The 24,857-nt window shown below is 63.0% G+C and carries 24 protein-coding genes; 12 read left to right on the top strand and 12 right to left on the bottom strand.

The annotated features are described in order from the left end of the window. Positions 1 to 125 precede the first annotated feature (125 nt). The 5 genes from tcuB to JQ611_RS23195 form a co-directional block, all read right to left on the bottom strand. The gene (tcuB, locus tag JQ611_RS23215; RefSeq protein ID WP_212466699.1) at positions 126 to 1,232 is read right to left on the bottom strand and encodes a tricarballylate utilization 4Fe-4S protein TcuB; all 1,107 of its coding nucleotides are present in this window, start codon (positions 1,230 to 1,232) and stop codon (positions 126 to 128) included. Positions 1,233 to 1,262: 30 nt separating this feature from the next. Further along, positions 1,263 to 2,294, bottom strand: a complete 1,032-nt coding sequence (locus JQ611_RS23210; RefSeq protein ID WP_212466698.1) for an esterase — start codon at positions 2,292 to 2,294, stop codon at positions 1,263 to 1,265. 162 nt (positions 2,295 to 2,456) lie between these two features. Beyond that, entirely contained in the window at positions 2,457 to 3,857 is a 1,401-nt protein-coding gene (gene tcuA / locus JQ611_RS23205) for an FAD-dependent tricarballylate dehydrogenase TcuA (RefSeq protein WP_212269715.1), read from the bottom strand. A 147-nt stretch (positions 3,858 to 4,004) separates the two neighbouring features. Beyond that, the gene (locus JQ611_RS23200) at positions 4,005 to 5,315 is read right to left on the bottom strand and encodes an MFS transporter (RefSeq protein ID WP_212269716.1); all 1,311 of its coding nucleotides are present in this window, start codon (positions 5,313 to 5,315) and stop codon (positions 4,005 to 4,007) included. Between the two features lie 150 nt (positions 5,316 to 5,465). Next, complete coding sequence (locus JQ611_RS23195) at positions 5,466 to 6,365, bottom strand: transcriptional regulator GcvA (RefSeq protein WP_212466697.1); 900 nt, start codon at positions 6,363 to 6,365, stop codon at positions 5,466 to 5,468. Positions 6,366 to 6,482: 117 nt separating this feature from the next. On the opposite strand from JQ611_RS23195, the gene JQ611_RS23190 reads away from it, so the two are divergent. From JQ611_RS23190 to JQ611_RS23180, 3 genes are all read left to right on the top strand, one after another. After that, on the top strand, positions 6,483 to 6,686 hold the full coding sequence (locus JQ611_RS23190) for a DUF1127 domain-containing protein (protein ID WP_212269718.1): 204 nt from the start codon (positions 6,483 to 6,485) through the stop codon (positions 6,684 to 6,686). 71 nt (positions 6,687 to 6,757) lie between these two features. Then, positions 6,758 to 7,375, top strand: a complete 618-nt coding sequence (locus tag JQ611_RS23185; protein ID WP_212269719.1) for a GNAT family N-acetyltransferase — start codon at positions 6,758 to 6,760, stop codon at positions 7,373 to 7,375. Positions 7,376 to 7,561: 186 nt separating this feature from the next. Next, the gene (locus JQ611_RS23180) at positions 7,562 to 7,966 is read left to right on the top strand and encodes a nuclear transport factor 2 family protein (protein ID WP_212466696.1); all 405 of its coding nucleotides are present in this window, start codon (positions 7,562 to 7,564) and stop codon (positions 7,964 to 7,966) included. A 4-nt stretch (positions 7,967 to 7,970) separates the two neighbouring features. Here JQ611_RS23180 and JQ611_RS23175 read toward each other — a convergent pair whose 3' ends face one another. Together JQ611_RS23175 and JQ611_RS23170 are read right to left on the bottom strand one after the other, a co-directional pair. Next, positions 7,971 to 8,798: an enoyl-CoA hydratase gene (locus JQ611_RS23175; protein ID WP_212037827.1), complete on the bottom strand. Its 828-nt coding sequence runs from the start codon at positions 8,796 to 8,798 to the stop codon at positions 7,971 to 7,973. Positions 8,799 to 8,911: 113 nt separating this feature from the next. Further along, on the bottom strand, positions 8,912 to 9,616 hold the full coding sequence (locus JQ611_RS23170; RefSeq protein WP_212466695.1) for an SDR family NAD(P)-dependent oxidoreductase: 705 nt from the start codon (positions 9,614 to 9,616) through the stop codon (positions 8,912 to 8,914). A 187-nt stretch (positions 9,617 to 9,803) separates the two neighbouring features. On the opposite strand from JQ611_RS23170, the gene JQ611_RS23165 reads away from it, so the two are divergent. Together JQ611_RS23165 and JQ611_RS23160 are read left to right on the top strand one after the other, a co-directional pair. Further along, on the top strand, positions 9,804 to 11,588 hold the full coding sequence (locus JQ611_RS23165; RefSeq protein ID WP_212466694.1) for an acyl-CoA dehydrogenase family protein: 1,785 nt from the start codon (positions 9,804 to 9,806) through the stop codon (positions 11,586 to 11,588). Positions 11,589 to 11,636: 48 nt separating this feature from the next. Beyond that, on the top strand, positions 11,637 to 12,725 hold the full coding sequence (locus JQ611_RS23160) for a Zn-dependent alcohol dehydrogenase (RefSeq protein ID WP_212269724.1): 1,089 nt from the start codon (positions 11,637 to 11,639) through the stop codon (positions 12,723 to 12,725). 189 nt (positions 12,726 to 12,914) lie between these two features. Here JQ611_RS23160 and JQ611_RS23155 read toward each other — a convergent pair whose 3' ends face one another. Together JQ611_RS23155 and JQ611_RS23150 are read right to left on the bottom strand one after the other, a co-directional pair. After that, entirely contained in the window at positions 12,915 to 13,268 is a 354-nt protein-coding gene (locus tag JQ611_RS23155; RefSeq protein ID WP_212269725.1) for a nuclear transport factor 2 family protein, read from the bottom strand. Between the two features lie 78 nt (positions 13,269 to 13,346). Further along, a complete protein-coding gene (locus JQ611_RS23150; protein ID WP_212466693.1) occupies positions 13,347 to 14,819 on the bottom strand; it encodes an amidase in 1,473 nt (490 codons plus the stop codon). A gap of 175 nt (positions 14,820 to 14,994) precedes the next feature. Here JQ611_RS23150 and JQ611_RS23145 point away from each other — a divergent pair, with 175 nt between their 5' ends. Together JQ611_RS23145 and JQ611_RS23140 are read left to right on the top strand one after the other, a co-directional pair. Further along, positions 14,995 to 15,990, top strand: a complete 996-nt coding sequence (locus tag JQ611_RS23145; RefSeq protein WP_212466692.1) for an ABC transporter substrate-binding protein — start codon at positions 14,995 to 14,997, stop codon at positions 15,988 to 15,990. A 31-nt stretch (positions 15,991 to 16,021) separates the two neighbouring features. Continuing rightward, positions 16,022 to 17,218, top strand: coding sequence for a serine hydrolase (locus JQ611_RS23140; RefSeq protein WP_212466691.1), 1,197 nt, complete (start codon positions 16,022 to 16,024; stop codon positions 17,216 to 17,218). A 61-nt stretch (positions 17,219 to 17,279) separates the two neighbouring features. Here the strand turns inward: JQ611_RS23140 and JQ611_RS23135 are convergent, their stop codons facing one another. Continuing rightward, entirely contained in the window at positions 17,280 to 18,434 is a 1,155-nt protein-coding gene (locus tag JQ611_RS23135) for an alpha/beta fold hydrolase (RefSeq protein ID WP_212466690.1), read from the bottom strand. Positions 18,435 to 18,759: 325 nt separating this feature from the next. Between JQ611_RS23135 and JQ611_RS41825 the strand changes: the two genes are divergently transcribed. Then, positions 18,760 to 19,032 (top strand): hypothetical protein, encoded by a 273-nt coding sequence (locus tag JQ611_RS41825; protein WP_249133387.1) that lies wholly within the window; start codon positions 18,760 to 18,762, stop codon positions 19,030 to 19,032. Continuing rightward, the gene (locus JQ611_RS41820; protein ID WP_249133386.1) at positions 19,029 to 19,265 is read left to right on the top strand and encodes a hypothetical protein; all 237 of its coding nucleotides are present in this window, start codon (positions 19,029 to 19,031) and stop codon (positions 19,263 to 19,265) included. The genes JQ611_RS41825 and JQ611_RS41820 overlap by 4 nt, the downstream gene beginning before the upstream one ends. Positions 19,266 to 19,317: 52 nt before the next feature. Here JQ611_RS41820 and JQ611_RS23125 read toward each other — a convergent pair whose 3' ends face one another. Together JQ611_RS23125 and JQ611_RS23120 are read right to left on the bottom strand one after the other, a co-directional pair. Then, positions 19,318 to 20,862 carry an acyl-CoA synthetase gene (locus tag JQ611_RS23125; RefSeq protein ID WP_212466689.1) on the bottom strand — a complete coding sequence of 515 codons (1,545 nt, stop codon included), beginning with the start codon at positions 20,860 to 20,862 and terminating at the stop codon, positions 19,318 to 19,320. Positions 20,863 to 21,047: 185 nt separating this feature from the next. Then, positions 21,048 to 22,220 (bottom strand): acetyl-CoA C-acetyltransferase, encoded by a 1,173-nt coding sequence (locus JQ611_RS23120; protein WP_212269732.1) that lies wholly within the window; start codon positions 22,218 to 22,220, stop codon positions 21,048 to 21,050. A gap of 148 nt (positions 22,221 to 22,368) precedes the next feature. On the opposite strand from JQ611_RS23120, the gene JQ611_RS23115 reads away from it, so the two are divergent. The 3 genes from JQ611_RS23115 (at position 22,369) to JQ611_RS23105 (ending at position 24,856) form a co-directional block, all read left to right on the top strand. Continuing rightward, a complete protein-coding gene (locus JQ611_RS23115; RefSeq protein ID WP_212390107.1) occupies positions 22,369 to 23,037 on the top strand; it encodes a TetR family transcriptional regulator in 669 nt (222 codons plus the stop codon). 99 nt (positions 23,038 to 23,136) lie between these two features. Beyond that, complete coding sequence (locus JQ611_RS23110) at positions 23,137 to 23,895, top strand: SDR family NAD(P)-dependent oxidoreductase (RefSeq protein ID WP_192737070.1); 759 nt, start codon at positions 23,137 to 23,139, stop codon at positions 23,893 to 23,895. Positions 23,896 to 24,049: 154 nt separating this feature from the next. Continuing rightward, positions 24,050 to 24,856 (top strand): enoyl-CoA hydratase/isomerase family protein, encoded by an 807-nt coding sequence (locus JQ611_RS23105; RefSeq protein WP_212466688.1) that lies wholly within the window; start codon positions 24,050 to 24,052, stop codon positions 24,854 to 24,856. Position 24,857: the final 1 nt, after the last annotated feature.

The following is a 24,857-nucleotide window of genomic DNA, read 5'->3' as shown; positions in this document are numbered from 1 at the left end:
CGCCAATGCCGTAATCAGGTCCGGACAGCCTTGGAAAGGCGCTAACGCCTCTTGACAGCTAACACGGTAGATCCCGGCTCAAGGCCGGGACGACGAGTGGAGAGGACTAGGAAACGCATTGGCAGCTACACATGCCCCATCATCCGCCGCTCCCGCGCATAACGCACCAGGGCGACGAACCGATAAATGCCATGCACAAATTTGCCATAGGGCATGGTGACGAACAGCGAGAACACCACGCCGAGATGCAGCGCCAGTAGCGGTCCCATCGCCGGTGTTGCGCGCAGGAACAAGAGCGCCATGCCGGTCAGGCTGGTCAGGAACAGCATCACGATGAACGCGACATCCATGCCGAGGCGTTTTTCATCGACCAGCACAGGATCGCGCTTCCATTTTTCGAGGAGCAGTCCCACGGGTCCAATCAACAGCCCAATGCCGCCAAGCGTGCCCAGCACGACAGGCAGGTCCCACCACGGGTAGGGCGCCTGACGCGCCAGAAAATAATGATAGAGCGTCGCGACACTGGTCGAGGCAAAGCACAGTCCAAAACCGTAGAAGGTGAGGTGGTGATAGATCTTGCGGCGGTCGGTCGGGCGGTCGTCCTCGTTGAAGCAGCCGACGCCGCCGCCATCGAGATAACGCAACTCGCCGGCGTCGCGGATCGCCTGCCAAATCGAGCCCGCATCGGCGCGCATGCCGACGGGCTCGCCGATATCGCGCCAGAACGCGCGCACGCCCATGAAAAGCGCCACGATCGCATAGAGGAAGGCGGCGCCGAACAGCGCCGCCATCGCATTGTGCGGCATCAATTTGTAGAACGCGCCCGGCCCGGTGTGGACGCCGAACAGCACTTGCCGGTCGTGGAAGGCGGCAAAGCCGAAGACGAAGGCGGCGACACTGAGCGCGGCAACGATGCTGATCACGAGGCCGTTGCGCGCGAAGGCGCCGGAGAAAGCACGCGGCCAGACATAGGCGGCGTAGGATTCGTTCCGCGCAACGGCCAGCGTCTGCGGCACATTGACGTTGAATTCATGCGGCGGCGAGAACTGGCAATCGGTGTAGCACGCGCCGCAGCTATGGCAGAGATTGGCGAGATAATTGAGGTCGCCGTCGGAAAACGCGCGGCGCATTTCCATCGCCGGAAACACCGCGCAGAGCCCCTCGCAATAGCGGCAGGAATTGCAGACCGTCATCAGGCGGTCCGCCTCCTCCAGAATTCTCGTTCCGTGCATCGCGCGGTGCTCTCTTCCCAAACGTGTCTGTTACTTGGTGAGACCCTTGCCTTCGAGCCATTTCTGGATCAGGGCCGCAACCTCGGCATTGTTCTTGTCCATCATCACCATGTGCGAATTGCCCTTGATGCCGGCTTTCGGCAGGTCGACGACATCGACGCTGCCGCCGGCCGCCTTGAGGCTTTCCGCAAAGGCGACGCCGGTGGCGCGGATCTTCGGCCAGCGCGAGTCCTGCTCGATATAGTCGCCATAGACCATCAGCGTCGGGATGTTCTTCAAGCTTTCGACCATGGCGGGATCGCCGACACCGGCGGGCTCGATCGCGATCAGCGCCTTGACCTTGTCGGGCCGCGCCTGCGCCACCTTGAAGCCGAAGCTGCCGGCCTGGCTGTGGAACAGGATGATGGAGGGCCCGACGCGGTCGATCTCGGCGATATAGGCGGCAATGATCGCATCATCCGTAGTGGTCCAGCGCGGCACGTTCTGCTTGACGAAATTCTCATAGCCGTCGTTGGGAAACTGACTGCCGGGCATGAGCTTGCGCTTGGCCGGATCGGCATCGTAGGAACCGGCGCCGTCGCCGATGCGAAAGCGCTCGAACGGATTGGCCGTGGTGAGGAAGACCGGCTCGCTCTTGAAGATGTCGGGATATTGCGCCCAGCCGGCGCGGCCGCGCTCGACGGCGTCGGAATTGTAGACGGCCCAGCCCTTGCGCAGAAAATAGTTCAGCCAGCCTTCGCGTCCGTCCGGCGTGGTCTCGTAGGTGACGCCGGTCAGCCCGCCGCCATGCCACATCAGCAGCGGATAGGCGCCCTTCTCAACGGCGGGCAGAAAATACTGCACGTACATCTGCTCGACCTGGTAGGTGCCGTTCGGATCGACCTTTGCGGGCACGCCGCCCGGCGTGAACGTCACTTCCTTCACCGGCTTGCCGGAGATTTCGACCAGCCGTCCGCCGACATGGAACGAGCCCATGTCGCGCAGCGCGATCGGCTCGGCGGCATTGGCCAGCGTTGCAGACATCAGAGCCGCAACTGCAGAAAATATCGCTACGCGTATCATCAAGCCTCCCATCGTCGTTATCTCCCTCTCCCCGCCCTTCGCGGGGAGAGGGTCGGGGTGAGGGGCTGTCTCCACAGACCGTGCTCGCGGAGAGAGCCCCTCACCCGGATTTGCGCGCGCAAATCCGACCTCTCCCCGCGAAGGGCGGGGAGAGGTAACTCACTAATTCCGCGCATTCTTGGCCGCTTCCCGTCCCGCCACCCGTCCGAACACGCTGCCGATGGTCATGCCGATGCCGGCCGCGTAGCCCTTGCCGAGCACGTTGCCGGCCATGATCTCGCCGGCGGCGAACATGTTGGCGGAAGGCTTGCCGTCCTTCATCAGCATGCGCGACTGCTTGTTCACGCGGGTGCCGAGATAGGTAAACGTAATGCCGGGCCGCACCGGATAGGCGAGGTACGGCGCGGCCTCGATCTTGCGCGCCCAATGCGTTTTTTGCGGCGTGATGCCTTCGGTGCGGCAATCGTCCAGGATGGTGTGGTCGAACGTGCCGGGCTGCACCGCGGCGTTGAAATCGGTGATGGTCTTTTCCAGCGCGACCGGGTCGAGCTCAAGCTTGGTGGCGAGCTCGGCGATGGTGCCGCCCGCGATCGGCGGGAACAGCGTCGGCATGAAGCTCGTGACGACAGCCGAATCGAAAATGATGTAGGCGATCTGGTCGGGCTGGGCCGCCACCAGCCGGCCCCAGATCGCGTAGCGCTTCGGCCAGATGTCCTCGCCCTCGTCGTAGAAGCGCTGGGCGTGCTTGTTGACGACAATGCCGAACACGACAGAGTCGTGTCGGGTGATGATGCCGCCGTCGAATTTCGGCGCGCGGGCGTCGATTGCGACCGCATGGCATTGGGTGGGATCGCCGATGTCCTGCACGCCCTTGGCCAGCAGCATTTTCAGGATCGAGCCGCGATTGTAGGGCGTGCCGCGAATGAGAAAGTTGTCGGCGGCCTCGCCCCAATATTCCTTGAGCCATTCGATGTTGGCTTCAAAGCCGCCGGCGGCGGCGACCAGCGCCGAGGCGCGGATTTCGGTGGCCCCATCGATCGGCTGCTTCAGGTGAGCCGCCAGGAACATGCCGTCCTCGATGTGGAGGTCGGCAACCTCGGCGTCATAGATGATCTGGACGCCGAGCTGTTCGGCGGTCAGATACAGCGCGTTCAGCATCGCGCGGCCGCCGCCGAGGAAGAACGAATTGGTGCGGCCGAGGCTGAGCGTGCCGCCGAGCGACGGCTGCCAGCGCACACCCTGTTCGACGATCCAGTTCAGGATGTCCTTGGACTCCCGGATCATGAATTTTGCCAGTTCTTCGTCGGTCTCGCCGCCGGTCACCAGCAACAGATCCTGCCAGAATTCCTCTTCGGTGTAGGGCCCGGTGAGAATGTCGGTCGCCGCGTCATGGGCGCAGCGCATGTTGCGGGTGTGCCGGGTATTGCCGCCGCGATAGAATTTCGGTGCGCCTTCCAGCACCAGCACCGAGGCGCCGGCCCGGCGGGCAGAGATCGCGGCACACAGCGCGGCGTTGCCGCCGCCGATCACCAGAACGTCGAACCTGCGTTTCAAATCCACCATGCGCTCTTGTTATCGTTGTTTGCATGGAAATCAAATTGGCTGCCGCGCGACATGCGACAATGTCGGATGCCGCACGCATCACGGAATTATCCGTTACAACTCCTGCGCCGCCGGGCAGTCCATTGCCCGGCGCATCCCGGTAATGCTCTACGCGGGAACAGCGTCGCGGGTCGCGATCGTTTCTCCGTCGCGATAGATGGCGAGCGCTGCGATGATGCCCAGCGCCGCGGCGCACATCAGCCAGTAGGCGGGGGATGCCTTGTCGCCGGTGTGACCGATCAGCCAGGTCGACGCAAATGGCGTAAACGTCCCGAACAGGCCTGCGGCGAGCGCAAAGGCCAGCGAGAAACAGGTGGTCCGGACGTTCGCCGGCACCACCTCGACCAGCGCGCCCAGCATGGTGCCGCTGTAAACGCCGAAGTAGAACGAGAACATCATTTCGACGGCCAGCATCTTGCCGAAGGTGGGCGCCGCGATCAGCCAGTGCAGCGCCGGATAGGCGGTCACCAGGGACAGGCATGCAATCGCCAGCAATACCGGCTTGCGCCCGATCCGGTCGGACAGCGCGCCGCCGACCGGATTCCAGATGAAATTGGCCACGGCCACCAGGAGGGTGACGAGGAGGGCGTCCGGCGTGGACAGCTTCAGCACGGTCTTGCCGAAGGTCGGCGTGTAGACGGTGACGAAGTAGAAGGTCGTGGTGGTCAGCACCGCCATCATCATGCCGAGAATGACGATGCGCCAGTTTGCCACCGCGGACGCGAACACTTCCGATGCGGTCGGATGCGTCTTCATGGCGAGGAAGGCGGGCGTCTCTTCGAGCGTCCGCCGCAGCACGAAAATGAAGGGAATGATGAGGCAGCCGATGAAGAATGGAATGCGCCAGCCCCACGCCGCAACCGTTTCTGCCGGCATCACCTCGCTCAGCACATAGCCGAGGATCGCGGCAACAAAAATGGCGACCTGCTGGCTGGAAGATTGAAACGAGGTGTAGAAGCCCCTGTTGCCGGGGGTGGCAATCTCCGCCAGGTAGACCGAGACACCGCCGAGTTCGACGCCGGCGGAAAATCCCTGCAGCAGCCGGCCAAGCAGCACGATGACGGGAGCGGCGATGCCGATCGTCTCAAACCCCGGACAGAAGGCGATCACGACCGTCCCGATCGCCATGATCCCGAGCGTCACGATCAAACCCCGGCGCCGGCCGATGCGGTCGATATAGGAGCCGAGCACGATGGCGCCGACCGGGCGCATCAGCGCGCCGAGCCAGAACACCCCGAACGCATTCAGCAGCGCCGCCGTTTCGTTCTGGGCAGGAAAGAACGCCTTCGCGATTGCGCTGGCGTAAAATCCGAACAGGAAGAAATCGAATTGCTCGAGGAAATTGCCGCTGGTCGCGCGCAGGATGGCGCCGATACGCGATTTGATTTGCGGTATTTCCGCACCACTTGCCTGCGCCATGACGCCGTCTCCCTGCTGTGTTGCCGCCGGCGCAAAAAGTCTCGTTCCCCGAGACAGTTAGCCTGCTTGATGCGACAATTTGGCACAGTGGGGCGTGGCGACAACCCGCAAAACGGCGGAGGTGCCCTGAGAACGCGGAATGTCGGCCTTTCAGGGCTTGTTCTGTACCGAGGCAATCAGCCATTGCCGGAACGCCGACAGTTTTGGCGGGTCCGTTCGTCCCGCGGGCGAGACCAGATAGAACCCGGCATCGGTCGGCAGCGTGATCTTGAAGGGCACGACGAGGCGGCCCTTGGCGATGTCGTCCTCGACATAGGCCGAGCGGCCCATCGCGACGCCGAGGCCGTCGATGGCGGCCTGCACCGTCATGAAGATGAGATCGAAGGTCACGCCCGGCTGCTTGGAAAAGTCCGCGGGCAGGCCGGCCGCTGTCAGCCACAGCCGCCAGTCGTCGCTGTTGAAATTGCTGGTGTGCAGCAGCACGTGGTCGCGGAGGTCTTCCGGGCATTTCAGCGGCTTGCTGCCCTTCAAGAGGTCCGGGCTGCATACCGGGAAAAGCTCGTCCGCCATCAGCCAGTCGGCGCGCAATCCCGCCCATTGGCCGCGGCCGTAGCGGATCGCGGCATCGACATTGTCGCGCTGGAAGTCGACCAGATTGGTCGAGGTGGTGATACGCACATCGATGCCGGGATGCGCTTCCTGGAACGCGGAAAGGCGCGGCAGCAGCCATTTGGCGGCGAGCGAGGCCAGCGTCGAGACCGTCAGCACGTGGTCGTCGTCCTTGCGCAGCAGCCGATCGGTGGCGAGCCGCAGGTCGTTGAAGGCGGCGCGGATGCCGGGCAGGTAATCCACCGCCTGCGGCGTCAGCGTCAGCGCCCGGTTCTGGCGCACGAACAGGCGAACACCGAGCTCTTCTTCCAGCCGTTTGATCTGATGGCTGATCGCGGTCTGCGTGACGTTCAGCTCGGCCGCCGCCTGCGTGAAACTCAGATGCCGGGCGGCAGCCTCGAAGGCGCGCAACCCATTCAGCGACGGCAGCCTGGTGGTCATCTCCAGCACTTCCCCAATATATGAGTTTTTATCATCCGAAGCGGTACAAAGTGTCGTTTGTGAAAGGCCTTGGGAGCGCAGATATTAGCGTCAACAGATTAGAGATAGGAGCTTCAAATGTCTACTTTCACACATGAATCGATGATAAATCATCATGGACAGAGCCTTTTCAGCCAAGTCGCCGAACTGATCCATGTCTGGCGGCAGCGCTCCGCGGCTCGCCGGGAACTGGCCAACTGGTCCGACCGGGAGCTCCACGACATCGGCGTCTCCCACGGCGATGCCATCTACGAAGCCTCAAAACCATTCTGGCGGGCTTAAACAGCAGCCAGGCCGGCGTCGCCTCATCAGGGGGACGCCGGCCATTTTTTCGGGAGCAATGGGAGCGTGCGATGACGACAATGCGTTTCGACGATCTCAAGCAATATTCGGACCTGCTGCGCGCGCGCAGCGGCGAGGCCCTGACCGTGCGTTTCGTCGAGCCGCGCGATGCCGAGGCATTGCAAAGCTATTTCCGCGCGCTGACCATCCGCTCCCGCTACAACCGCTTCCTCGGCGCCACGCGCGAACTGCCGCCGTCGGTGCTCGAGGATTTCATCCATATCGGCGAAGCCGATCGCTTCAGCGTGGTCGCGAGCATGCTGGTCGATGGCCATGAGATCATCGTCGGCGAAGCCCGTTACGCGTTCGAGGACGGCAGCATCGAATTCGGCATGTCGATCGACGACCGCTGGCAGGGCCACGGCATCGGCAAGGCGCTGTTGAAAAATCTCGAATGCCGCGCCGCCTCATTCGGCGCTGACCGTTTGTTCGGCGATACGCTGCGTTCCAATGAGGCCATGATCGGCCTCGCCCGCAAATCCGGCTACGCCTTCATGCCGACCCCCGGCGACTGGAAGCTGGTGCGCTTTGAAAAGCATATCGACGTCGAACCGCAAGACATCCCCTGTGCAAGCTGGCGGCTCGCCGCCCTCTCCCGCCAGGCCACTATGTCCTCGGTTGCGGTTTGACGAAACTAAGCCCGGTTCTGGCTGACCAGAACCGGGCTATTTTTATGCCTGCGGGTTCAGCAACATTTACGCAGCCTCTTCAGTCCAGTCGGTCGAGGTCGAAACCTCGCGCCAGGCCGCGAGCTCCTTGGATTGAAAATCGCGCCGGCCCCGTTTAGCCTTGCCCCACCGAGCGGAGGGCGGCGCATGTCAGTCGATGCTGAATTCGTGCGGAAGATCTTTGCCGGCCTCGAGCATGGCGATGGCGCAGCATTCTTTGGCCATGTCGCTGACGATGTCGACTGGATCGTGATGGGCACGCATCCGCTCGCGGGCCACTACACATCAAAGGCCGATTTCATTGCCGGGACCTTTGCGAAACTCGGCAAGGTGTTGCCCAATGGCGCGCAATTGCACGTCGACAATCTGATCGTGGCTGACGACGTGGCGATTGTGGAGCTGCATTCCGAAGCGACCGCCAGGAACGGATTTCGCTTTGACAACCATTATTGCTGGGTCTGCTATTTCAAGAACGACAGAATCGTGCGCGTGCGCGCCTACCTGGATTCGGTGATGGTGGCGCGGCTGTTTGACGAAAACCCGATAAGCTAAGTTCTCAGCCGCCCCTGAACACCGGCTTGCGCTTTTCGATGAAGGCTTGCACCGCCTCCTTGTGATCCGCTGTCACCTGGGTGCGGATCATGCGTTCGGCTTCATGGTCGCGCGCGGTGGCGAAATCGAACATCAGGGCTTCGTCGAGATTGTCCTTCATATAGCGGATCGCGATCGTCGGACCTTCTGCGATCGATTTGGCGAGCGCAAAGGCTTCGGCCTGAAGCTTGTCGTCCGGGACCACGCGGTTGACGAGGCCGATCGTCTCGCACCTGGCGGCGTCGACCCGTTCGCAGGTGAACATCAATTCGCGCGCCCGCGCGGTGCCAACCAGCCGGGTCAACAGCCAGGCGATGCCATAGTCGCCGCTCAGGCCCACCTTGAGATACCCGGTGGAAAGGAAGGCCGATTGTGCGGCGATACGGATGTCGCAGGCCATCGCGAGGGCAAGCCCGGCGCCGACTGCGGGGCCGGGCAAGGCCGCAATGGTCGGCTTGCGCACCGAGACCAAGGCGCCGGTCAGCAGGCGTTGCCGTTCCTGCAGATCGGCGACTCTTTCGTCATGCGACATTTCGAGCTTCTTCTTGTCGCGATTGGCGCCCATGCCCTTGACGTTGCCGCCGGCGCAAAATGCCGTGCCGGCGCCGGTGAGCAGCAGCGCGCCGACTTCCGGATTCTCGCCGCAGGTCTTGATCATGTTGCGCAGCGCCGGCGTCAGATTATCCGACATCGCGTTGCGCGCCTCGGGTCGGTTCAGCGTGATGATGGCGACGCGGTCGCGGATCACGCAGAGCAATTCATTGGTGCCGGTGTCGACGGTGATTTCGGTCATGTTTCCCCCAGTATTTCTTCTTGTTCGTCATTCCGGGATGGTGCGTAAGCACCAGACCCGGAATCTCGAGATTCCGGATTCGATGCTTCGCATCGCTCCGGAATGACGGTGTGCTAAAACTTCTCGACCCACGGCCGCAATTCCAGCTCCCAGGTCCAGGCGCTGCGCGGCTGCTGCAGCACGTTCCAGTAGCTCGAGGCAATGGCGTCAGGATCGAGCATCGAATCCGGCCGGTCGGCGGGCTCGGTGCGGGCGGCGCTGCGGATGCCGCCGTCGATGACGAAATGCGCGACGTGAATGCCTTGCGGCGATAGTTCACGCGCCATGCTCTGGGCAAGGCCGCGCAGTGCGAACTTGCCCATCGCGAACGGGGCTGACTGCGGATAGCCCTTGACGCTGGCGGAGGCGCCGGTGAACAGGATCGCGCCATGCTTGTTGGGCAGCATGCGCAACGCCGCCTGCTGCGCCACCAGGAAACCGCCGAAGGCGCTGACCGCGATCGCGTTGGCGACGTCGGCCGGCACCAGGTCGGTGAAGGGGCCGCGCGCCCGCCCGCTGGCGTTATAGACAACGAGATCAGGCGTAGCGATCTCGCGCTCGACCTGACCGAACAGCCGTTCGACCTCGTCGGCGTTGGTGGCGTCGCAGGCATACGCGCGGGCGCCGGTTTCGGTGCACAGCGCGCCGAGTTTTTCGATTTTGCGGGCGGCCAGCGCGACGCGGATTTTTTCGCGCGCGAAGAGCCGCGCCAGCGATGCGCTCAATCCCTCGCCGGCGCCGACGATCAGGGCGGTCTTGTAGGTTGGCGGGGTCGGCATGGCGGCTCTCCAGAAATGACCGGGAACACGTATTTAGGGGCGTAATTCCGCCAGACAACCCGCCGGGTCATGGCGAGGCTGATATCCGTCCGCCATGGGGTGACCCTCCAATTATGCTTGTTGACGGCTTGATCGCCTGCGTTATCGGTAGATGATCAATATCGGGCGGAACGAACAAGAGATAAAAATGCAGCAACCCCTCACGCATGATCGCAGCACGGCTCCGGCCGACAAGCCAGGATTGCTTGCGCCTGATACCTCGGGGATGAATTTCTACCGGGCCGATCCGGCGCTGACGGATCTGCTGCGGCTGCATTTGCCGGAGCCGCTGTTTCGCCACATCGAACCGCATCTCGACCGGCTCGGCGGGCTTGCCGGCGGTCATCTCGACGAATGCGCGCGGCTCGCCGATCGCCACACGCCGGTGCTGCACCAGCGCGACCGTTTTGGACGCGATTCCCAGTATATCGAATATCATCCGGCCTATCGCGAACTGGAGAAGGCCGCATTCGGCGAGTTCGGCATTCACGCGCTGTCGATCCGCAAGGGCATCATGGGATGGCCGGACAAATATCCCGTTGTCGCCAAGCACGCCTTTACGTTCCTGTTCAATCAGGCCGAGTTCGGGCTGGGCTGTCCGATCAACGTCACCGACGGCTGCGCCAAGCTGTTGAATAATTTCGGCAGCGAGGCCCTGAAGGCGCGATATCTCGACGGCCTGACGCAAACCGACATGAGCAAGCTGACCCAGGGCGGCCAGTTCATGACCGAGAAGGAAGGCGGTTCCGACGTCGGCACGCTCACCACGACGGCCGTGCAGGAGGGCGATCACTGGCGGCTGCATGGCGAGAAATGGTTCTGCTCCAATGCCGACGCCGAAGTGGTGATGTTGCTGGCACGCCCGGAAGGCGCAGGGCCCGGCACGCGTGGCGTCGGTCTGTTCCTGATGCCGCGGCGGCTCGAGGATGGGTCGCAAAACCACTACCGGATCGTCCGCCTGAAGGACAAGCTCGGCACCCGCTCGATGGCTTCGGGCGAGATCAAGCTGGAAGGCGCGATTGCCTATGCCGTCGGCAAGCTCGATCGCGGTTTCGTGCAGATGGCCGAGATGGTGAATTCGTCGCGGCTTTCCAACGGCGTCAAATCCACCGCACTGATGCGGCGCGCCTGTCATGACGCGATGACGGTGGCGAAAAATCGCGTGGTGTTTGGCCAGCGCATCATCGATCTGCCGCTGGCAAGGCGGCAATTGATGAAGATCATGCTGCCAACCGAACAGGCGTTGTCGATGAGTTTTCTCACCGCTGACGCGCTTGATCGCGCTGAAGCCGGCAGCCAGGACGCGGCAGCATTGCTGCGCATCCTGACGCCGACGCTGAAATTCCGCGCCACCCGCGATGCCCGCAAGGTCTGCGGTGATGCGCTCGAGATGCGCGGCGGCATCGGCTACATTGAGGAATTCGCGACCCCGCGCCTGTTGCGCGACGCACATCTCGGTTCGATCTGGGAAGGCACCGGCAATATCGTCGCGATCGATGCGCTGAAACGCGCGGTCGGCCGCCACGGCGCCGATGCGGCGCTCGCCGCCGATCTGCACGCCCGCCTCGATGACAGCGCCAATGTGCCGCAGGCCTGGCGCAACCGCCTGCGCGAATTGACCGACCGCGCTATCGGCTTTGCGCGCGAGGTCGCCAGCAAGTCGGATAACGAAGGCGATGCGCGGCGTGCGACCAGTCTGCTTTATCATGTCGCCAGCGCCGTGGCCTTGGCATGGGAGGGCGGCCGCATCCATGAGATGCGCGGCGATGCGAAGCGGCTGCTGCTCTCGCGCATGGTGATCGATCACCGGGTGGCCGCGTCTGATCCGTTCCGCTTGGCGGAAAATGCCACGCAGCGTGCGATCACGGAGCACCTGCTCGGCGAACGCGCGGTGGGCATGGCCGAGGTTGGCGAATTGCTCACCGCAGCGTAGGCTTCCGACCACGCTGATATTCAAGAAAAACAATCAAGGGAGTACCCGATGAAGGCCGCCGTTCTGCATGAAGTCAATCAGCCGCTCGTGATCGAGGATGTCAGCGTGCCGAATCCCGGCCCGCGCGAAGTCCTGATCCGCACCCGCGTCGCCGGCCTCTGTCACTCTGATTTGCATTTCATGGAAGGGCTTTATCCGCATCCGCTGCCTGCGGTGCTCGGCCATGAATCGGCCGGGGTGGTGGAAAAAGTCGGCTCCGACGTCACCTATGTGAAACCCGGCGATCACGTCGTGACCTGCCTGTCGGTGTTCTGCGGCACCTGCGACAATTGCACCACCGGACGCACCGTGCTCTGCACCGACACGACGGTAAAAATGCTGCCGGGCGTGTCCAACCGGCTGTCCTGGGCGCGCTCGGAGAAACTCAACCAGTTCCTTAATCTGTCGTCGTTCGCCGAGCAGATGCTGGTGCACGAAAACGCCATCGTCAAAATCCGCAACGATATGCCGCTCGAACTGGCCGCGCTGATCGGTTGCGGCGTCATCACCGGCTACGGCGCGGTCGTGAACACGGCCAAAGTCACCGCCGGCGAAACGGTCGCGGTGATCGGCTGCGGCGGCGTCGGCATGGCCGCGATTAACGGCGCTGCGATCGCCGGCGCCGGCCGCATCATCGCGATCGACACCAATCCCGCCAAGCTGCAGCTTGCGACCAAACTCGGCGCCACCGACATCGTCGATCCCCGCAACGGCGACGTCGTGCAGCAGGTGCGCGAACTCACCAAGGGCGGCGTCAACCATTCCTTCGAAGTGCTGGGCCGCAAGGAGACCGCGGAGCAGTCGTTCGCGATGCTGGCCGCCGGCGGCACCGCGACCATCGTCGGCATGATACCGTTCGGCCAGAAGATCGAGCTGCACGGCTTCGACTTCCTGCGCGAGCGCAGGATCCAGGGCTCCTCGATGGGCTCCAACCATTTCCGCGTCGACATGCCCCGCCTGGTCGAATTCTACATGCGCGGCAAGCTGCATCTGGAAGACTGGATTTCGGCCAAACTGAAACTGTCCGAAATCAACGAGGGTTTTGCAGCGATGAAGGCGGGCAAGACCGTGCGCAGCGTGATCATGTTCGATGCGTGAGTGAACTGCGCGTGTTGCGAACTTCACCTATGCGTCGTCCCGGCGAAGGCCGGGACCCATACGCCGCGGCCGACGTGGCTAAACAAGGAAGATAACGACCAGCGTGCAAAAGCAATCGCCGCTGGTGGTTATGGGTCCCCCGATGCGCAATTGCGCATCTGAGCTCAAGGCCGGGACGACGGCTGGTGTTCACCGCGACACATGCGCGGACACCGCGAGCCATTTCCCGTTCTGCTTCGCCCAGCAATCGGTATACCGCCCATGGGCTTCCTGCCCATCCGCCGTCGTATAACGCGTCGCGGCGTGGATGATGGCGAAGTCGCCGAGCACGCGGATTTTGACGTCGTCGGCCCGCAGATTCCGGATCGTCACCGGCACGGCGGTCTGCTTGAGAAAGCCTGATCGGTCGACCAGCGATTTGTCGGGATTGGAGCAGTAGAACTCCTGCGCCAGAATCTCGTCGAAGCGTTTGACGTCGCAATTCTGCACCGAGGCGACATAGTCGCGGTTCAGCGCGGTGAGTTCTTCGATGTCGTTGCTCATGGCTTTCCCTTCGGCTTGTTGGAGCGATTATGGGTCGCTTCGCACCACATGCAATGACGTTGCAGGTAAGTTTCCAGCTCAATCATCCAACATCGGCGGCGGCTTGAACCCGCCGAATTCGCGCTCGATCAGCTCGGCGAGCCTCAAGGGCGTGCGGTCCTCCAGCCAGGGGCCGACGATCTGCACGCCGATCGGCAATCCGTCCGGCGCGAAGCCGGTCGGTATCGCGGTGGAGGGTAGGCCGGGCAGGGTGGCGATGCCGGGCCAGGCGAGCTGATCGGAATAGACGTGGTCCTTGCCGTCGATCCTGATGCGGCGTTGTTCCTGGTCGGCGGAGTGATCGTGCGGATAGGCGGGCGTCGGCATGATCGGGCAGATCACGGCGTCAAACGTCTTGAACAGCTCGCGCCACTGCGCGCGCAGACGCACGCGCCCGCCGTCGGCCATCAGCCAGTCGCGATGGCTGAGCGCGATGCCGCGCAGGCGCTCGGCGGTGAGGCTCATATCGTCGGCCGGAAGGGATGCCGCCGCAGCCTGCGCGCCGGCATAGACCTCGGGCGCAAAGGATGCCGCGAGGAACGACATCAGCATTCGCATATAGAGCCGGGATGATGCGGCGAAGTCGGGCAGCAGCCGGCTTTGCCGTTCGACCCTGACGCCGGCCTTGGCGAGATTGGCGGCAAGTGTTTCCAGCGTTCCGCGCACAGTCTTGTCGGTCGGCATCAGCGGATCGGTATCGATCAGCAGCACGCGGAAATCCTTCAACGCGGTGTGGCGCGCCGCTGGCAGCTCCAGTCTGTAACCCTTGCCGGCGTCGAGCGGGTCGGGACCGGCCATCACGTCGAGCAGCAGCGAGAGATCGGCCGCGCCGCGCGCCATCGGCCCGATCACGGAAAGATCGCGGTTGGACGGCAGCGGCGGGAAGGGCGGCGGCGTGTGGCCGCGCATGGCCACGAGGTCGAAGGTCGGCTTGTGCGCATAGATGCCGCAGTGAAACGCCGGAACGCGCAAGGAGCCGCCGATGTCGGAGCCGAGCGACAGCGCGCCATAGCCGGCCGCGAGCGCCGCCGACGATCCGCCGGACGAGCCGCCTGGCGTTCGGCCGAGATCGAACGGATTGTTTGTCGTGCCGTAGATGTCGTTGTAGCTCTGCCAGTCGGCGAGCCCGAGCGGCACGTTGGTCTTGCCGAGGATCACGCCGCCGGCAGCCTTGATGCGCGATATGGGGAGCGCGTCTTCGGTCGGCTTGAAATCCTTCTGCGCCGGGATGCCCCAGGTCGTGGGCAGGCCCGCGATATTGAAGGATTCCTTCGCCGTCATGGGGATGCCGAGCAGCGGCTTGCTGACGCCGCGCGCCAGTTCCGCATCGGCGGCACGCGCAGCGGCGAGGCCGCTGTCGAAATCGCGCACGCAGATCGCGTTGATCTTGGCATCGTGCCGTTCGATGCGGCCGATCGCGTCCTGCGCCAGCTCGACGGCGGAAACCTTTTTTGCAGCGAGCGCTGCCGACAATTCAACGGCGGTCTTGAAGCTCCATTGCGATTTGGCCAAGGCTTGCTCCCGGTCTGTTCTTGATGCGGCGCGGATGATGCTCAGTTTGGCGAGGCGCCGCAAGAGCAATGGCTGTACAGCGGCAGGGCCGTCATGCTGCCAGTGCTATTGGCGCGCTCGCCTTTCGCGCGCTAGTCTCCCGATCAACAAAAAATGAAAAGACGGGGAGACGACCATGAGGACCACCTGGGTGGCAGCTGCCGCGATCGCTTTCGCCATCGGCCCGACGACGGCCGGTGCGGCCGAGATCAGGTTGGCCGAACAGTTTTCGATGGGCTACCTGCAATTCAACGTCATGAAGCGCGACAGGCTCATCGAGAAATACGCCTCGCAACGCGGCCTGAAGGACTTCAAGGTCTCCTGGCAGCGCTTCAACGGCCCGGTGGCGATGAACGAGGCGTTGCTGTCGAACTCTACCGACATCGTCAGCGGCGGCGTGCCTGGTCTGATCACGCTGTGGGACAAAACCAGAGGCACCTCGTTTGAGGTCAAGGGCATCTGCGCGCTCTCCTCGCAGCCGTTTCTGCTGAACACCGCCAATCCCGACATCAAGTCGATCAAGGATTTCAGCGAGCGCGATCGCATCGCGGTGCCTTCGATCAAAGTATCGGTGCAGGCAGTCCTGCTCCAGATGGCGGCGGCGGAAGCTTTTGGCGAGGCGAACTACGCCAAGTTTGATCCGCTGACGGTGTCGATGTCGCCGCCGGATGCGACCATCGCGCTATTGAGCGGCGCGGGCGGCGTCTCGTCGGCCTTCAGCGTGCCGCCGTTCCAGTTTCAGCAACTCGAGCAGAAGAACATCCGCACCATATTGACCTCGTTCGACGTGCTGGGGCCGCATACGTTCACGGTGGCATGGACCTCGGCGCGGTTCCGCAAGGACAATCCCGAACTCTACGCCGCTTTCCTCGACGCGGTGAAGGAGGCCACCTCGATCATCGCCGCAGATCCCAAGGGCACGGCGCAAAGCTGGATCAACGATTCCGGCTCCAAACTGCCGCTCGAGATGGTGACGAAGGTCGTCACCGGTCCCAATGTCGAATGGACCATGACGCCGGCGGCGACGATGAAATTCGCCAAATTCATGCGCAAGGTCGGCACCACCAGGAACGAGCCGATTTCATGGAAAGACCTGTTCTTTCCGGAGATCGGCGACCTCAACGGAAGTTGAAGCCCTTTGGCGACGGTGTCACAAGTCGGACATGAAGCTGTATTCCTGTGACGGCCGCGCGCCAACCGCGGGAGGCAAGATCGTGAATGTGTCGAGGTTCAACCGCCGGCAGGTTCTGGCCGGCGCGGGTGGGATACTGATGGGCCCCCTGGCCGGACCCGTTTCGGCCGCGGCCGCCGCCTGGCAGTCGATTTCGCTCCGCGAAGCCGGCTTCGATGATGATCTGCCGGCGCGCCTCGACAAGGCAATCGCGGACAAGCGGATATGGAACCTCCATGGCGTCGTCGTGGTGAGGCGCGGTCGGCTGGTGTTCGAGCGCTATTTCGAGGGTGAGGACACCGCGAGGGGAAACCGGCCGGTGGGCGAGGTTTCTTTCAAGCCGGATACGCTGCACGATCTGCGCTCGGTATCCAAGAGCATCGTCGGCCTGTTGTACGGGATCGCGCTGGCCGCCGGCAAAGTGCCGGCGCCGGAGGATCGACTGATGCAGTCTTTTCCCGAATATGCCGATCTTGCGGCCGATCCCGCGCGCAGCCGCTGGACACTGCATCATGTGCTGTCGATGACGATGGGCACCGACTGGAACGAATCGATGCCCTATACCAATCCGGCCAACAGCGAGACCGCCATGGACATGGCGCCGGATCGGTACCGCTACATTCTCGACCGGCCGATCGTGACGGAGCCCGGCCAGCGCTGGGTCTATAATGGCGGCGCCACCGCACTGCTCGGACGCCTGATCGCCAAGGGAACGGGCAAATCGCTGCACGCGTATGCGCGCGAAGCCTTGTTCGATCCGCTCGGGATCGGCCCGACCGACTGGCACGCAGACAATCGCGGCGAGCTGATCGCGGCGTCTGGTATCCGTATGACGCCGCGCGATCTTGCCAGGATCGGCGAACTGACGCTGCGCGGCGGTGTCTGGGAAGGCCGTTCCGTCGTGCCGGCGGAATGGATCGCGCGCAGCACCTCACCCGTGGTGCCGATCGAGGAAGAGCGCAAATACGGCTACCAATGGTACAATCTGGATTTCACCATGGAGACGCCGACCATGCCGCGCTCCAACCAGCACTTGTGGAACGCCGCCGGCAATGGCGGCCAGCGGCTGACTGTATTTCCGGGGCTCGATCTGGTGGTCGCAAGCACGGCCGGCAACTACAACACCAAGGATGCCAATTTGCCGCCGCGGCGAATCATCACCGACGTAGTGATGCCGAGCTTGCTGTGAGCTGAGCCTACGACGCGCCGATCAGGATGCCGACGCCGAGCACGGGCGATCGGTCAAAGCGCTAACGGGCAGCTTGGCCCTTTTCCAGAAACTGCAGCAGCAGCCGGCTCACTTCGGCAGGCTGCTCCTGTTGCACCCAATGGCCGGCGCCATCGACGAGATGGCAGCCGATCATGTTGGTGCAGGCTTTTGATTGCATGGTCTCGAATACGCCGGGGCGCTGGTAGGTGCCCCAATCCTGCTTGCCCGAAATGAAGGCCGAGGGCACGTCAATGGTGCGGCCCGACCAGGTCTGCAACTCGGCCACGAAAGCCCCCGAGGTGCCGCAGCGGTACCATTGCAGGCCGCCCTGAAAACCGGTGCGGGTATATTCGGCGCTGTAGAACGAAAGCTCGCTGTCCGGCAGCCATGTGTTCGCGGCGATCGCGGCGGCAGAGGGCATTTCCTCGGCGACGGTCGCGGCCATGTCCTTTACAAAATCCATCACATAATAGGTCGGCAGTTTGGCGATCTCGTCCGCCGTCCATGATTTCAGCGGATAGGGCGCGTTGTCTTTCCAGTCCGCGCTCTTGTGATGGTAGTAGGCGCGCAGGAAATCATGCACGCCCTGCGGCGCGTGGTGCATGTTGGCGTTGGCCTCGCGCGTCGAATAGTACCATTGATAATGTTTGCGCGGCCGCGGCAGCGCCGCCAGTTCGCGATGGATGGGGTCTTCCGCTGCAGGCTTGGCCGGTGCATCCGCGGTGTTGAACGGCAGCGCCGGCGGGCCGGCGAACGGCGCGCTCATCAGCGCGACCGAACGGAACACATCCGGCCGCAGGAGCGCGCACCAAGCGGCGACCGATGAGCCGAAGTCATGCCCGATCACGGCATCGACCGAACGGTAGCCGAACGCCGACACCAGCCCGAGCGCGTCGCGCACCAGATTGGTGAGCCGGAACGAGGCGAGGTCGCCATCGTAATTGGCATCCCACCCCGTGGTGCGGCCATAGCCGCGCTGGTCCGGCGCGATCACGTGATAGCCCGCGGCCGCCAGCTGCGGCATCACCTTGCGCCAGCTGAAGGCAAGCTCGGGAAAGCCGTGCAGCAACAGCACGCAGGGCCGGCCGCGTGTCTCGAAGCCGGCTTCCAGCACATGCATGGAGAGGCCGTTGATGTTTTCGACATAGCGCGAGCGAATGCCGGAGGGGAGGGGGATGTCGGGGAGGGCGGTCATGGCGTTTCCTCGTCATGGCCAGACTTGTTCCGGCCATCCACGTTCTTCTTGGTGAGACTGTAAAGACGTGGATGCCCGGGACAAGCCCGGGCATGACGGAATCTAAGACTCGCGTCGTCCCGGCCTTCGCCGGGACGACAGCGAGATATTACCCCTTCACCGCCGCCTTCGGCCAATATCGGTCCCGCAAATGCCGCTTCACCAGCTTGCCGGCCGACATGCGCGGCTCCGTTGCTTGCCTTGCCGCCCCGAACACAACGGCTTGAACCTTGGCCGCCTCCGGGGCCACTAACGACCGCAACACGAACTCGCAGGATGCATACCAATGCGTTGGCTGGGGCTGACAAATTTTCACGGCTGGATTTCGCGCCTCGTTCTGGTGATCGCGGCAGCGAGCCTGCTGCTTGGCTCCGCCGCGCGCGCGGCTGACGTGACGGATCTGACCCGGAATTTGCCGCGCGGCTTTTTTGGCGAGTTCAGTTGGGATGGTGACAGGAGGGTGCAGAACGTCGTCATTACCCTGGATTCGGTGCGTGCCCTGAACGAGAAGCACGTGGAAGCGTTGGGATGCGGCTCATACAGGTCGGACGCCAGGTGACGAAGATAAAGGTCCAGATGTTCGTCAGATTGTCGGATCTGCAGGTCGAAATCTTCGAGCTGTCGCCCGAGGGGAACGCCCCCTTCGAGACTGGCGGCAGCCATCGCGGAAAACTGTCGAAAGACTTTCAGCGAATCGAAGCACAATGGACCACTACTGCCACCAAGCAGCGCGGGCGAATGCATCTGCGCGCAGCGCAATCCCTCACCTGCTCGCCGGCAGCATCGATGTAATCTCGTCCCTGATGCAAAGTGCCCACCCTCCCAGGGAGTGTGCAAGCACGACTCACCCCTTCGCCGCCGGCTTCGGCCAATACCGGTCCCGCAAATGCCGCTTCACCAGCTTGCCGGTCGGGGTGCGCGGCAGTTCAGCCTCGAAGTCGATGCTCTTCGGGCATTTGATCGGCGAAAGATGCTTGCGGCAGAACAGGATCAGCTCGGCCTCGAGCTCCTTGCCGGCTTTGGCCATGTCGTGCGGCTGCACCACCGCCTTGACCTCTTCGCCCATTTCCTCGTTCGGCACGCCGAATACCGCGACGTCGGCGACGCCGGGATGGGTGATCAGCACGTCCTCGGTCTCCTGCGGGTAGATGTTCACGCCGCCTGAAATGATCATGTAGCTCTTGCGGTCGGTGAGGTAGAGAAAGCCCTCGTCGTCGAGATAGCCGACGTCGCCGAGCGTCGACCAGCCGCGGTCGTTGTAGGCGCGTTTCGTCTTCTCGGGATCGTTGTGATAGGCGAACACAGGCGCGTCGGCAAAGTACACCGTGCCGATCTGCCCGGTCGGCGCTTCCTGGTCGTTCTCGTCCAGAATCTTGACCTTCCCGACCACGGCGCGGCCGACGGTGCCGCGATGGCTCAGCCATTGCTGTGAGTTCGACACGGTGACGCCGTTGCCCTCGGAGCCGGCGTAATATTCGATCAGGATCGGTCCCCACCACTCGATCATCTTGGCTTTCACATCGACCGGGCAGGGCGCGGCGGCGTGGATCGCGCCCTTCAACGATGAAACGTCGTAGCGCGTACGCACCTCCTCCGGCAGCTTCAGCATCCGCACGAACATGGTCGGCACCAGCTGCGATTGGGTGGCCTTGTATTTCTCGACCAGTTTCAGGAATTCCTCGGCGTCGAAGGATTCCATGATGATGGAAGTGCCGCCGAGGATGGTCGCCATCATGTTGAAGCGCAAAGGTGCCGCATGATAGAGCGGCGCCGGCGACAGGTAGATGCTGTCGGCATTCATGCCGCACATGTCGCCGCAGAGGACTTTCAGGAACTGGTTGGGCACGTCGATCTTGTTGCCCTCGAACGCCTTCTTGATGCCTTTCGGCCGTCCGGTCGTGCCCGACGAATACAGCATGTCGTAGCCGGCGACCTCGTCCGCAATCGGCGTCGTCGGTTGCGCGATGGCTTCCTTGTCCCAGGAGCGGAAACCCGCTTGCGGCTCGTCGACCATGAAGAACAGCGGTTCGCCGGGCTCGCCCTTGATCAGGCCTTGCACCTTCTCGGCGCATTTCGGCGTGGTGATGAAGACCTTGGCGCCGCAATCCTTGATGATGTAGGCGATCTCATCCTCGGTCAGATAGCGGCTGATCGCGGTGTAATAGAGTCCCGCGCGCTGCGCCGCCCAGCAGATCTCCATGAACGCCAGGCGGTTCTCCATCAGGAACGCGATGTGGTCGCCGGCCTTGAGGCCGAGCGCGCGGAACAGATGCGCCCCCTGGTTCGAGAGTTCGTCAAGCTCGCGATAGGTGATCGCTTTTCCGGTGCCCGCCATCTGGTAGGCGATCTTGTTCGGAAGCGTGCGGGCGTAGATCGACGGATGGGTCATGGAAAAATCCTGAAACAATCACCGGTGTCGTCCCGGCGAACGCCGGGACCCATAACCACCGAGTTGAGTTGTTGAAATCGGCTGGAGCTCCAGCCCAGCATAACCACGAACTCCTGTGGTTATGGGTCCCGGCTCAAGGCCGGGACGACACCATTTATTGTCGCAGCAACTGTAAGCGCTACAGCTTACAGCCGTTCCACAATCGTCACGTTCGCCATGCCCCCGCCTTCGCACATGGTCTGCAGGCCGTAGCGCTTGCCCCGCTGCTTGAGCGCGTTGACCAGCGTGGTCATCAGCTTGGTGCCGGAGCCGCCGAGGGGGTGGCCGAGCGCGATCGCGCCGCCATTGACGTTGAGCCTTTCAGGATCGGCGCCGGTGGTCTTCAGCCACGCAACCGGCACCGCGGCAAAGGCCTCGTTGACCTCGAACAGGTCGATGTCGTCGACCGACATGCCGGCCTTCTCCAGTGCGCGCTTGGTAGCGTGCAGCGGAGCATCCAGCATGATCACGGGATCGCCGCCCATCATGGTGAGGTGATGGATGCGCGCCAGCGGCTTGACGCCGAGCGATTTGAGGCCCTTTTCGTTGACGACCATCACGCCCGAAGCGCCGTCGCAGATCTGGCTGGCGCTGGCGGCGGTGTGCTTGCCGTTCTCGGCGATCAGCTTGACGCCCTTGATGCCGTCGAGGCTGGAATCGAAGCGGATGCCCTCGTCGATGTGGTGGGTGTCGGTCGTGCCATCGGCGCGGGTGATCTGCAGCGAGACGATCTCGTCCTTGAACTTGCCGGCTTGCGTCGCTGCGATCGCGCGCTGGTGGCTGTTGTAGGAGTACGTATCGAGTTCGTCTTTGGACAGACCGTATTTCTCCGCCATCATTTCAGCGCCGGTGAACTGGCTGAACATGATGTTCGGGTAGAGCTTCTCGATGCCGGGGCTCTTGTAGTGACCAAAGCCGTTCTTGGCCGGCAGCGACGACGCAAGGCCCATCGGCACCCGCGTCATCGATTCAACGCCGGCTGCGATCACGCAATCCATGGTGCCGGACATCACCGCCTGCGCCGCGAAATGCAGCGCCTGCTGCGACGAGCCGCACTGGCGGTCGATCGAGGTGGCGGGCACGCTTTCCGGCAGCTTTGAAGCCATCACGGCGTTGCGGCCAATATTGTTGGACTGTTCGCCGGCCTGCATCACGCAGCCCATGATGACGTCCTCAACCTGCGCGGGGTCGGCGCCGCTGCGATCGATCAGCGAATCCAGCACGGAGGCGGCGAGATCGGCCGGATGCCATCCTGCGAGACGTCCCCCTTTGCGGCCCCCGGCGGTGCGAGCGGTGGCGACGATATAGGCCTCGGCCATGTCTGTTCTCCCTGAATTGTTGTTGGATGGTTTTTGAATGATGGGCCGGATTTAAGGGGTGGCACGGGATTTAGTCAATCAATCAATTAACTCTTGAGTGCAGCCGCGGCATGCGCTTATGTGCGGCCGGAATTTCCGGCAGGCAGTGATGGCATCAGGGTTGAATACCAGCATACCGACCAAACTGGCGGGCGGCAAAAATACCACCGCCGAGAAGCTGCTTGTGGCGGCTAGCGAATTGATGATCGAACGCGCCTCGATCGAGGTGTCGCTCTCCGACATCGCGCAGAAGTCCGGCGTCAACGCCGCTTTGGTGAAATACCATTTCGGCAACAAGGACGGGCTGTTGCTGGCGCTATTGGCGCGCGATGCCGCGACAGAAATGTCGCAACTCGAATATCTGATCAGCCAGCCGATCTCGCCGACCGCCAAACTCAAGCTGCATATCGGCGGCATCATCCGCGCCTATTACCAGTTCCCGTACATGAACCGGCTGATCCACTATTTGCTGCATGAAAGCAGCACGGAAGCGGCCGACGAGGTGTCGAAGTTTTTCGTCGCGCCGCTTTTGGATTTTCAGCGACGGCTGCTCGCCGAGGGCATCAAGGCCGGCGAGTTCCGCAACATCGATCCCGTGATGTTCTACACCAGCCTGGTCGGTGCCTGCGATCACCTGTTTTTCGGCCGCCACGCGATGTCGCGCGCGACCGGCGTCGGTCCGGTCACCGACGAAGTCTGCCGCCAGTACATCAAGCACATGGAAGCGCTGATCTGCGGCGGCATGCTGAGTGAAAAGAAAGCCGCGAATGGCGAGTAGCGAATAGCGAATGGAATTTTCCATTCGCCACTCCCTGTTCGCCATTCGCACGTCCAGAGAAGAAACGTCCAAGGAAAAGTTCAAGGAAAGGGTCTCAAAATGCAGTTGAATGATGTTGCCGTTCTCATCACCGGCGGTGGCTCCGGTCTCGGTGCCGCTACCGCCCGCGCCATGGCCGCCAAGGGCGCAAAAATCGGCGTGATCGACCAGAACAAGGAAAACGCCGAAGCAGTCGCCGCCGAAGTCAAGGGCGTCGCCCTGCATGCCGACGTCACCGACGAGGAAGCGATCAAGGCCGCGATCGCCAAGGCCGAAGCCGCGCACGGCATCGCGCGCGTACTGATGAACTGCGCCGGCATCGGCGGATCGCAGCGCACCGTCGGCAAGGACGGCGTCTATCCGCTGGCAAAATTCGTCCGCATCATCAACGTCAATCTGATCGGCACCTTCAACGTGCTGCGCTTGTTCGCCGAACGGCTCGCCACCGCGCCCCCGATCGGTGAAGAACGCGGCGTTGCGATCAACACCGCCAGCGTCGCGGCCTATGAAGGCCAGATCGGTCAGATCGCCTATTCGGCGTCGAAGGGCGGCGTCGTCGGCCTCACGCTGCCGGCCGCGCGCGACCTCGCCAGCCTGAAGATCCGCGTCAACACCATTGCGCCGGGCCTGTTCCTGACGCCGCTGCTGATGGGATTGAACGAGGAGGCTCGCAAGAGCCTCGGCGCGCAGGTGCCGCATCCGGCCCGCCTCGGCGACGCCTCCGAGTACGGCAACCTCGCGGTCCACATCGTCGAGAACCCGATGCTCAACGGCGAGACCATCCGCCTCGACGGCGCCATCCGCATGGCGCCGCGGTAGGCGGCGTAATCTCCGCGAGTCGTCCCGGCGAACGCCGGGACCCATACTCCGCGGCGGTTCTTGCTTAAGAAGGTCTCTACGACCGTGCCGTCACGCAGTGGCACGGCGTATGGGTCCCGGCCTTCGCCGGGACGACGATGGGTAGGAGCGCTTCGTGACTCAACCGCTGCTGATCGAACATGACGACGGGGTCGACCGGGTGATGCTCAATCGCCCGGATAGCCTCAACGCGCTCAACCCTGATATGATCGATGCGCTGAACGCCTATTTCGAAGGCCTGCAGCGCAACCGCACCACGCGCGTGGTGGTGCTGAAGGGTGCCGGCGAGAATTTCTGCGCGGGCCTCGATCTCAAACACGCCATGAAACGCCGGGCCGGGCAGCAGGAGCCGCCCGGCGTTACCGAGTCGCTGGATTCGCAGCGCCGGATTGCCGACATCGTGATGCTGATGCGGCGTTGCCCGCAGCCGATCATCGCGCTGGTGCAGGGCGCCGCGGCCGGCGGTGGTTTCGCGCTGGCGCTGGCGGCGGATATTCGCATTGCGACCAAGTCGGCGCGGATGAACTGCGCCTTCATCAAGCTCGGTCTCGGCGGCTGCGATATCGGCACCAGCTATTTCCTGCCGCGGCTGGTCGGCGTCTCCGTGGCGTCGGAACTGATCCTCACCGGACGCTTCATCGGCGCGGACCGCGCGCTCGCGGTTGGGCTCGTCTCAGAAGTGGTCGAGGAAGACGCGCTCGATGCGGCAGCGGAACCTTATGTCGAGGCGATGATGACGGCGTCGCCGGTGGGCCTCCGGCTTTCCAAGGAATGCCTCAATATGAGTGTCGATGCCGGCTCGATCGAAGCCGTGATCGCGATGGAAGACCGCAATCAGGTGCTGTGCAGCCGCTCGGAAGAATTCGGCGAAGGCATCAGGGCCTTCCTTGAAAAGCGAAAGCCTGTCTATATCAAACGATAGC

The organism is Bradyrhizobium sp. AUGA SZCCT0182, from assembly GCF_018130185.1.
Lineage (GTDB): Bacteria > Pseudomonadota > Alphaproteobacteria > Rhizobiales > Xanthobacteraceae > Bradyrhizobium.
The sequence above is the reverse complement of the archived record's forward strand: the minus strand, read 5'-3'. Positions and strand labels throughout refer to the sequence as shown.

Excerpts from the sequence above, each read along its gene's own strand:
- tcuB (WP_212466699.1), bottom strand. The coding sequence starts at position 1,232 with ATGCACGGAACGAGAATTCTGGAGGAGGCGGACCGCCTGATGACGGTC.
- JQ611_RS23210 (WP_212466698.1), bottom strand. The coding sequence starts at position 2,294 with ATGATACGCGTAGCGATATTTTCTGCAGTTGCGGCTCTGATGTCTGCA.
- tcuA (WP_212269715.1), bottom strand. The coding sequence starts at position 3,857 with ATGGTGGATTTGAAACGCAGGTTCGACGTTCTGGTGATCGGCGGCGGC.
- JQ611_RS23200 (WP_212269716.1), bottom strand. The coding sequence starts at position 5,315 with ATGGCGCAGGCAAGTGGTGCGGAAATACCGCAAATCAAATCGCGTATC.
- JQ611_RS23195 (WP_212466697.1), bottom strand. The coding sequence starts at position 6,365 with ATGACCACCAGGCTGCCGTCGCTGAATGGGTTGCGCGCCTTCGAGGCT.
- JQ611_RS23190 (WP_212269718.1), top strand. The coding sequence starts at position 6,483 with ATGTCTACTTTCACACATGAATCGATGATAAATCATCATGGACAGAGC.
- JQ611_RS23185 (WP_212269719.1), top strand. The coding sequence starts at position 6,758 with ATGACGACAATGCGTTTCGACGATCTCAAGCAATATTCGGACCTGCTG.
- JQ611_RS23180 (WP_212466696.1), top strand. The coding sequence starts at position 7,562 with ATGTCAGTCGATGCTGAATTCGTGCGGAAGATCTTTGCCGGCCTCGAG.
- JQ611_RS23175 (WP_212037827.1), bottom strand. The coding sequence starts at position 8,798 with ATGACCGAAATCACCGTCGACACCGGCACCAATGAATTGCTCTGCGTG.
- JQ611_RS23170 (WP_212466695.1), bottom strand. The coding sequence starts at position 9,616 with ATGCCGACCCCGCCAACCTACAAGACCGCCCTGATCGTCGGCGCCGGC.
- JQ611_RS23165 (WP_212466694.1), top strand. The coding sequence starts at position 9,804 with ATGCAGCAACCCCTCACGCATGATCGCAGCACGGCTCCGGCCGACAAG.
- JQ611_RS23160 (WP_212269724.1), top strand. The coding sequence starts at position 11,637 with ATGAAGGCCGCCGTTCTGCATGAAGTCAATCAGCCGCTCGTGATCGAG.
- JQ611_RS23155 (WP_212269725.1), bottom strand. The coding sequence starts at position 13,268 with ATGAGCAACGACATCGAAGAACTCACCGCGCTGAACCGCGACTATGTC.
- JQ611_RS23145 (WP_212466692.1), top strand. The coding sequence starts at position 14,995 with ATGAGGACCACCTGGGTGGCAGCTGCCGCGATCGCTTTCGCCATCGGC.
- JQ611_RS23140 (WP_212466691.1), top strand. The coding sequence starts at position 16,022 with ATGAAGCTGTATTCCTGTGACGGCCGCGCGCCAACCGCGGGAGGCAAG.
- JQ611_RS23135 (WP_212466690.1), bottom strand. The coding sequence starts at position 18,434 with ATGACCGCCCTCCCCGACATCCCCCTCCCCTCCGGCATTCGCTCGCGC.
- JQ611_RS41825 (WP_249133387.1), top strand. The coding sequence starts at position 18,760 with ATGCGTTGGCTGGGGCTGACAAATTTTCACGGCTGGATTTCGCGCCTC.
- JQ611_RS23125 (WP_212466689.1), bottom strand. The coding sequence starts at position 20,862 with ATGACCCATCCGTCGATCTACGCCCGCACGCTTCCGAACAAGATCGCC.
- JQ611_RS23120 (WP_212269732.1), bottom strand. The coding sequence starts at position 22,220 with ATGGCCGAGGCCTATATCGTCGCCACCGCTCGCACCGCCGGGGGCCGC.
- JQ611_RS23115 (WP_212390107.1), top strand. The coding sequence starts at position 22,369 with ATGGCATCAGGGTTGAATACCAGCATACCGACCAAACTGGCGGGCGGC.
- JQ611_RS23110 (WP_192737070.1), top strand. The coding sequence starts at position 23,137 with ATGCAGTTGAATGATGTTGCCGTTCTCATCACCGGCGGTGGCTCCGGT.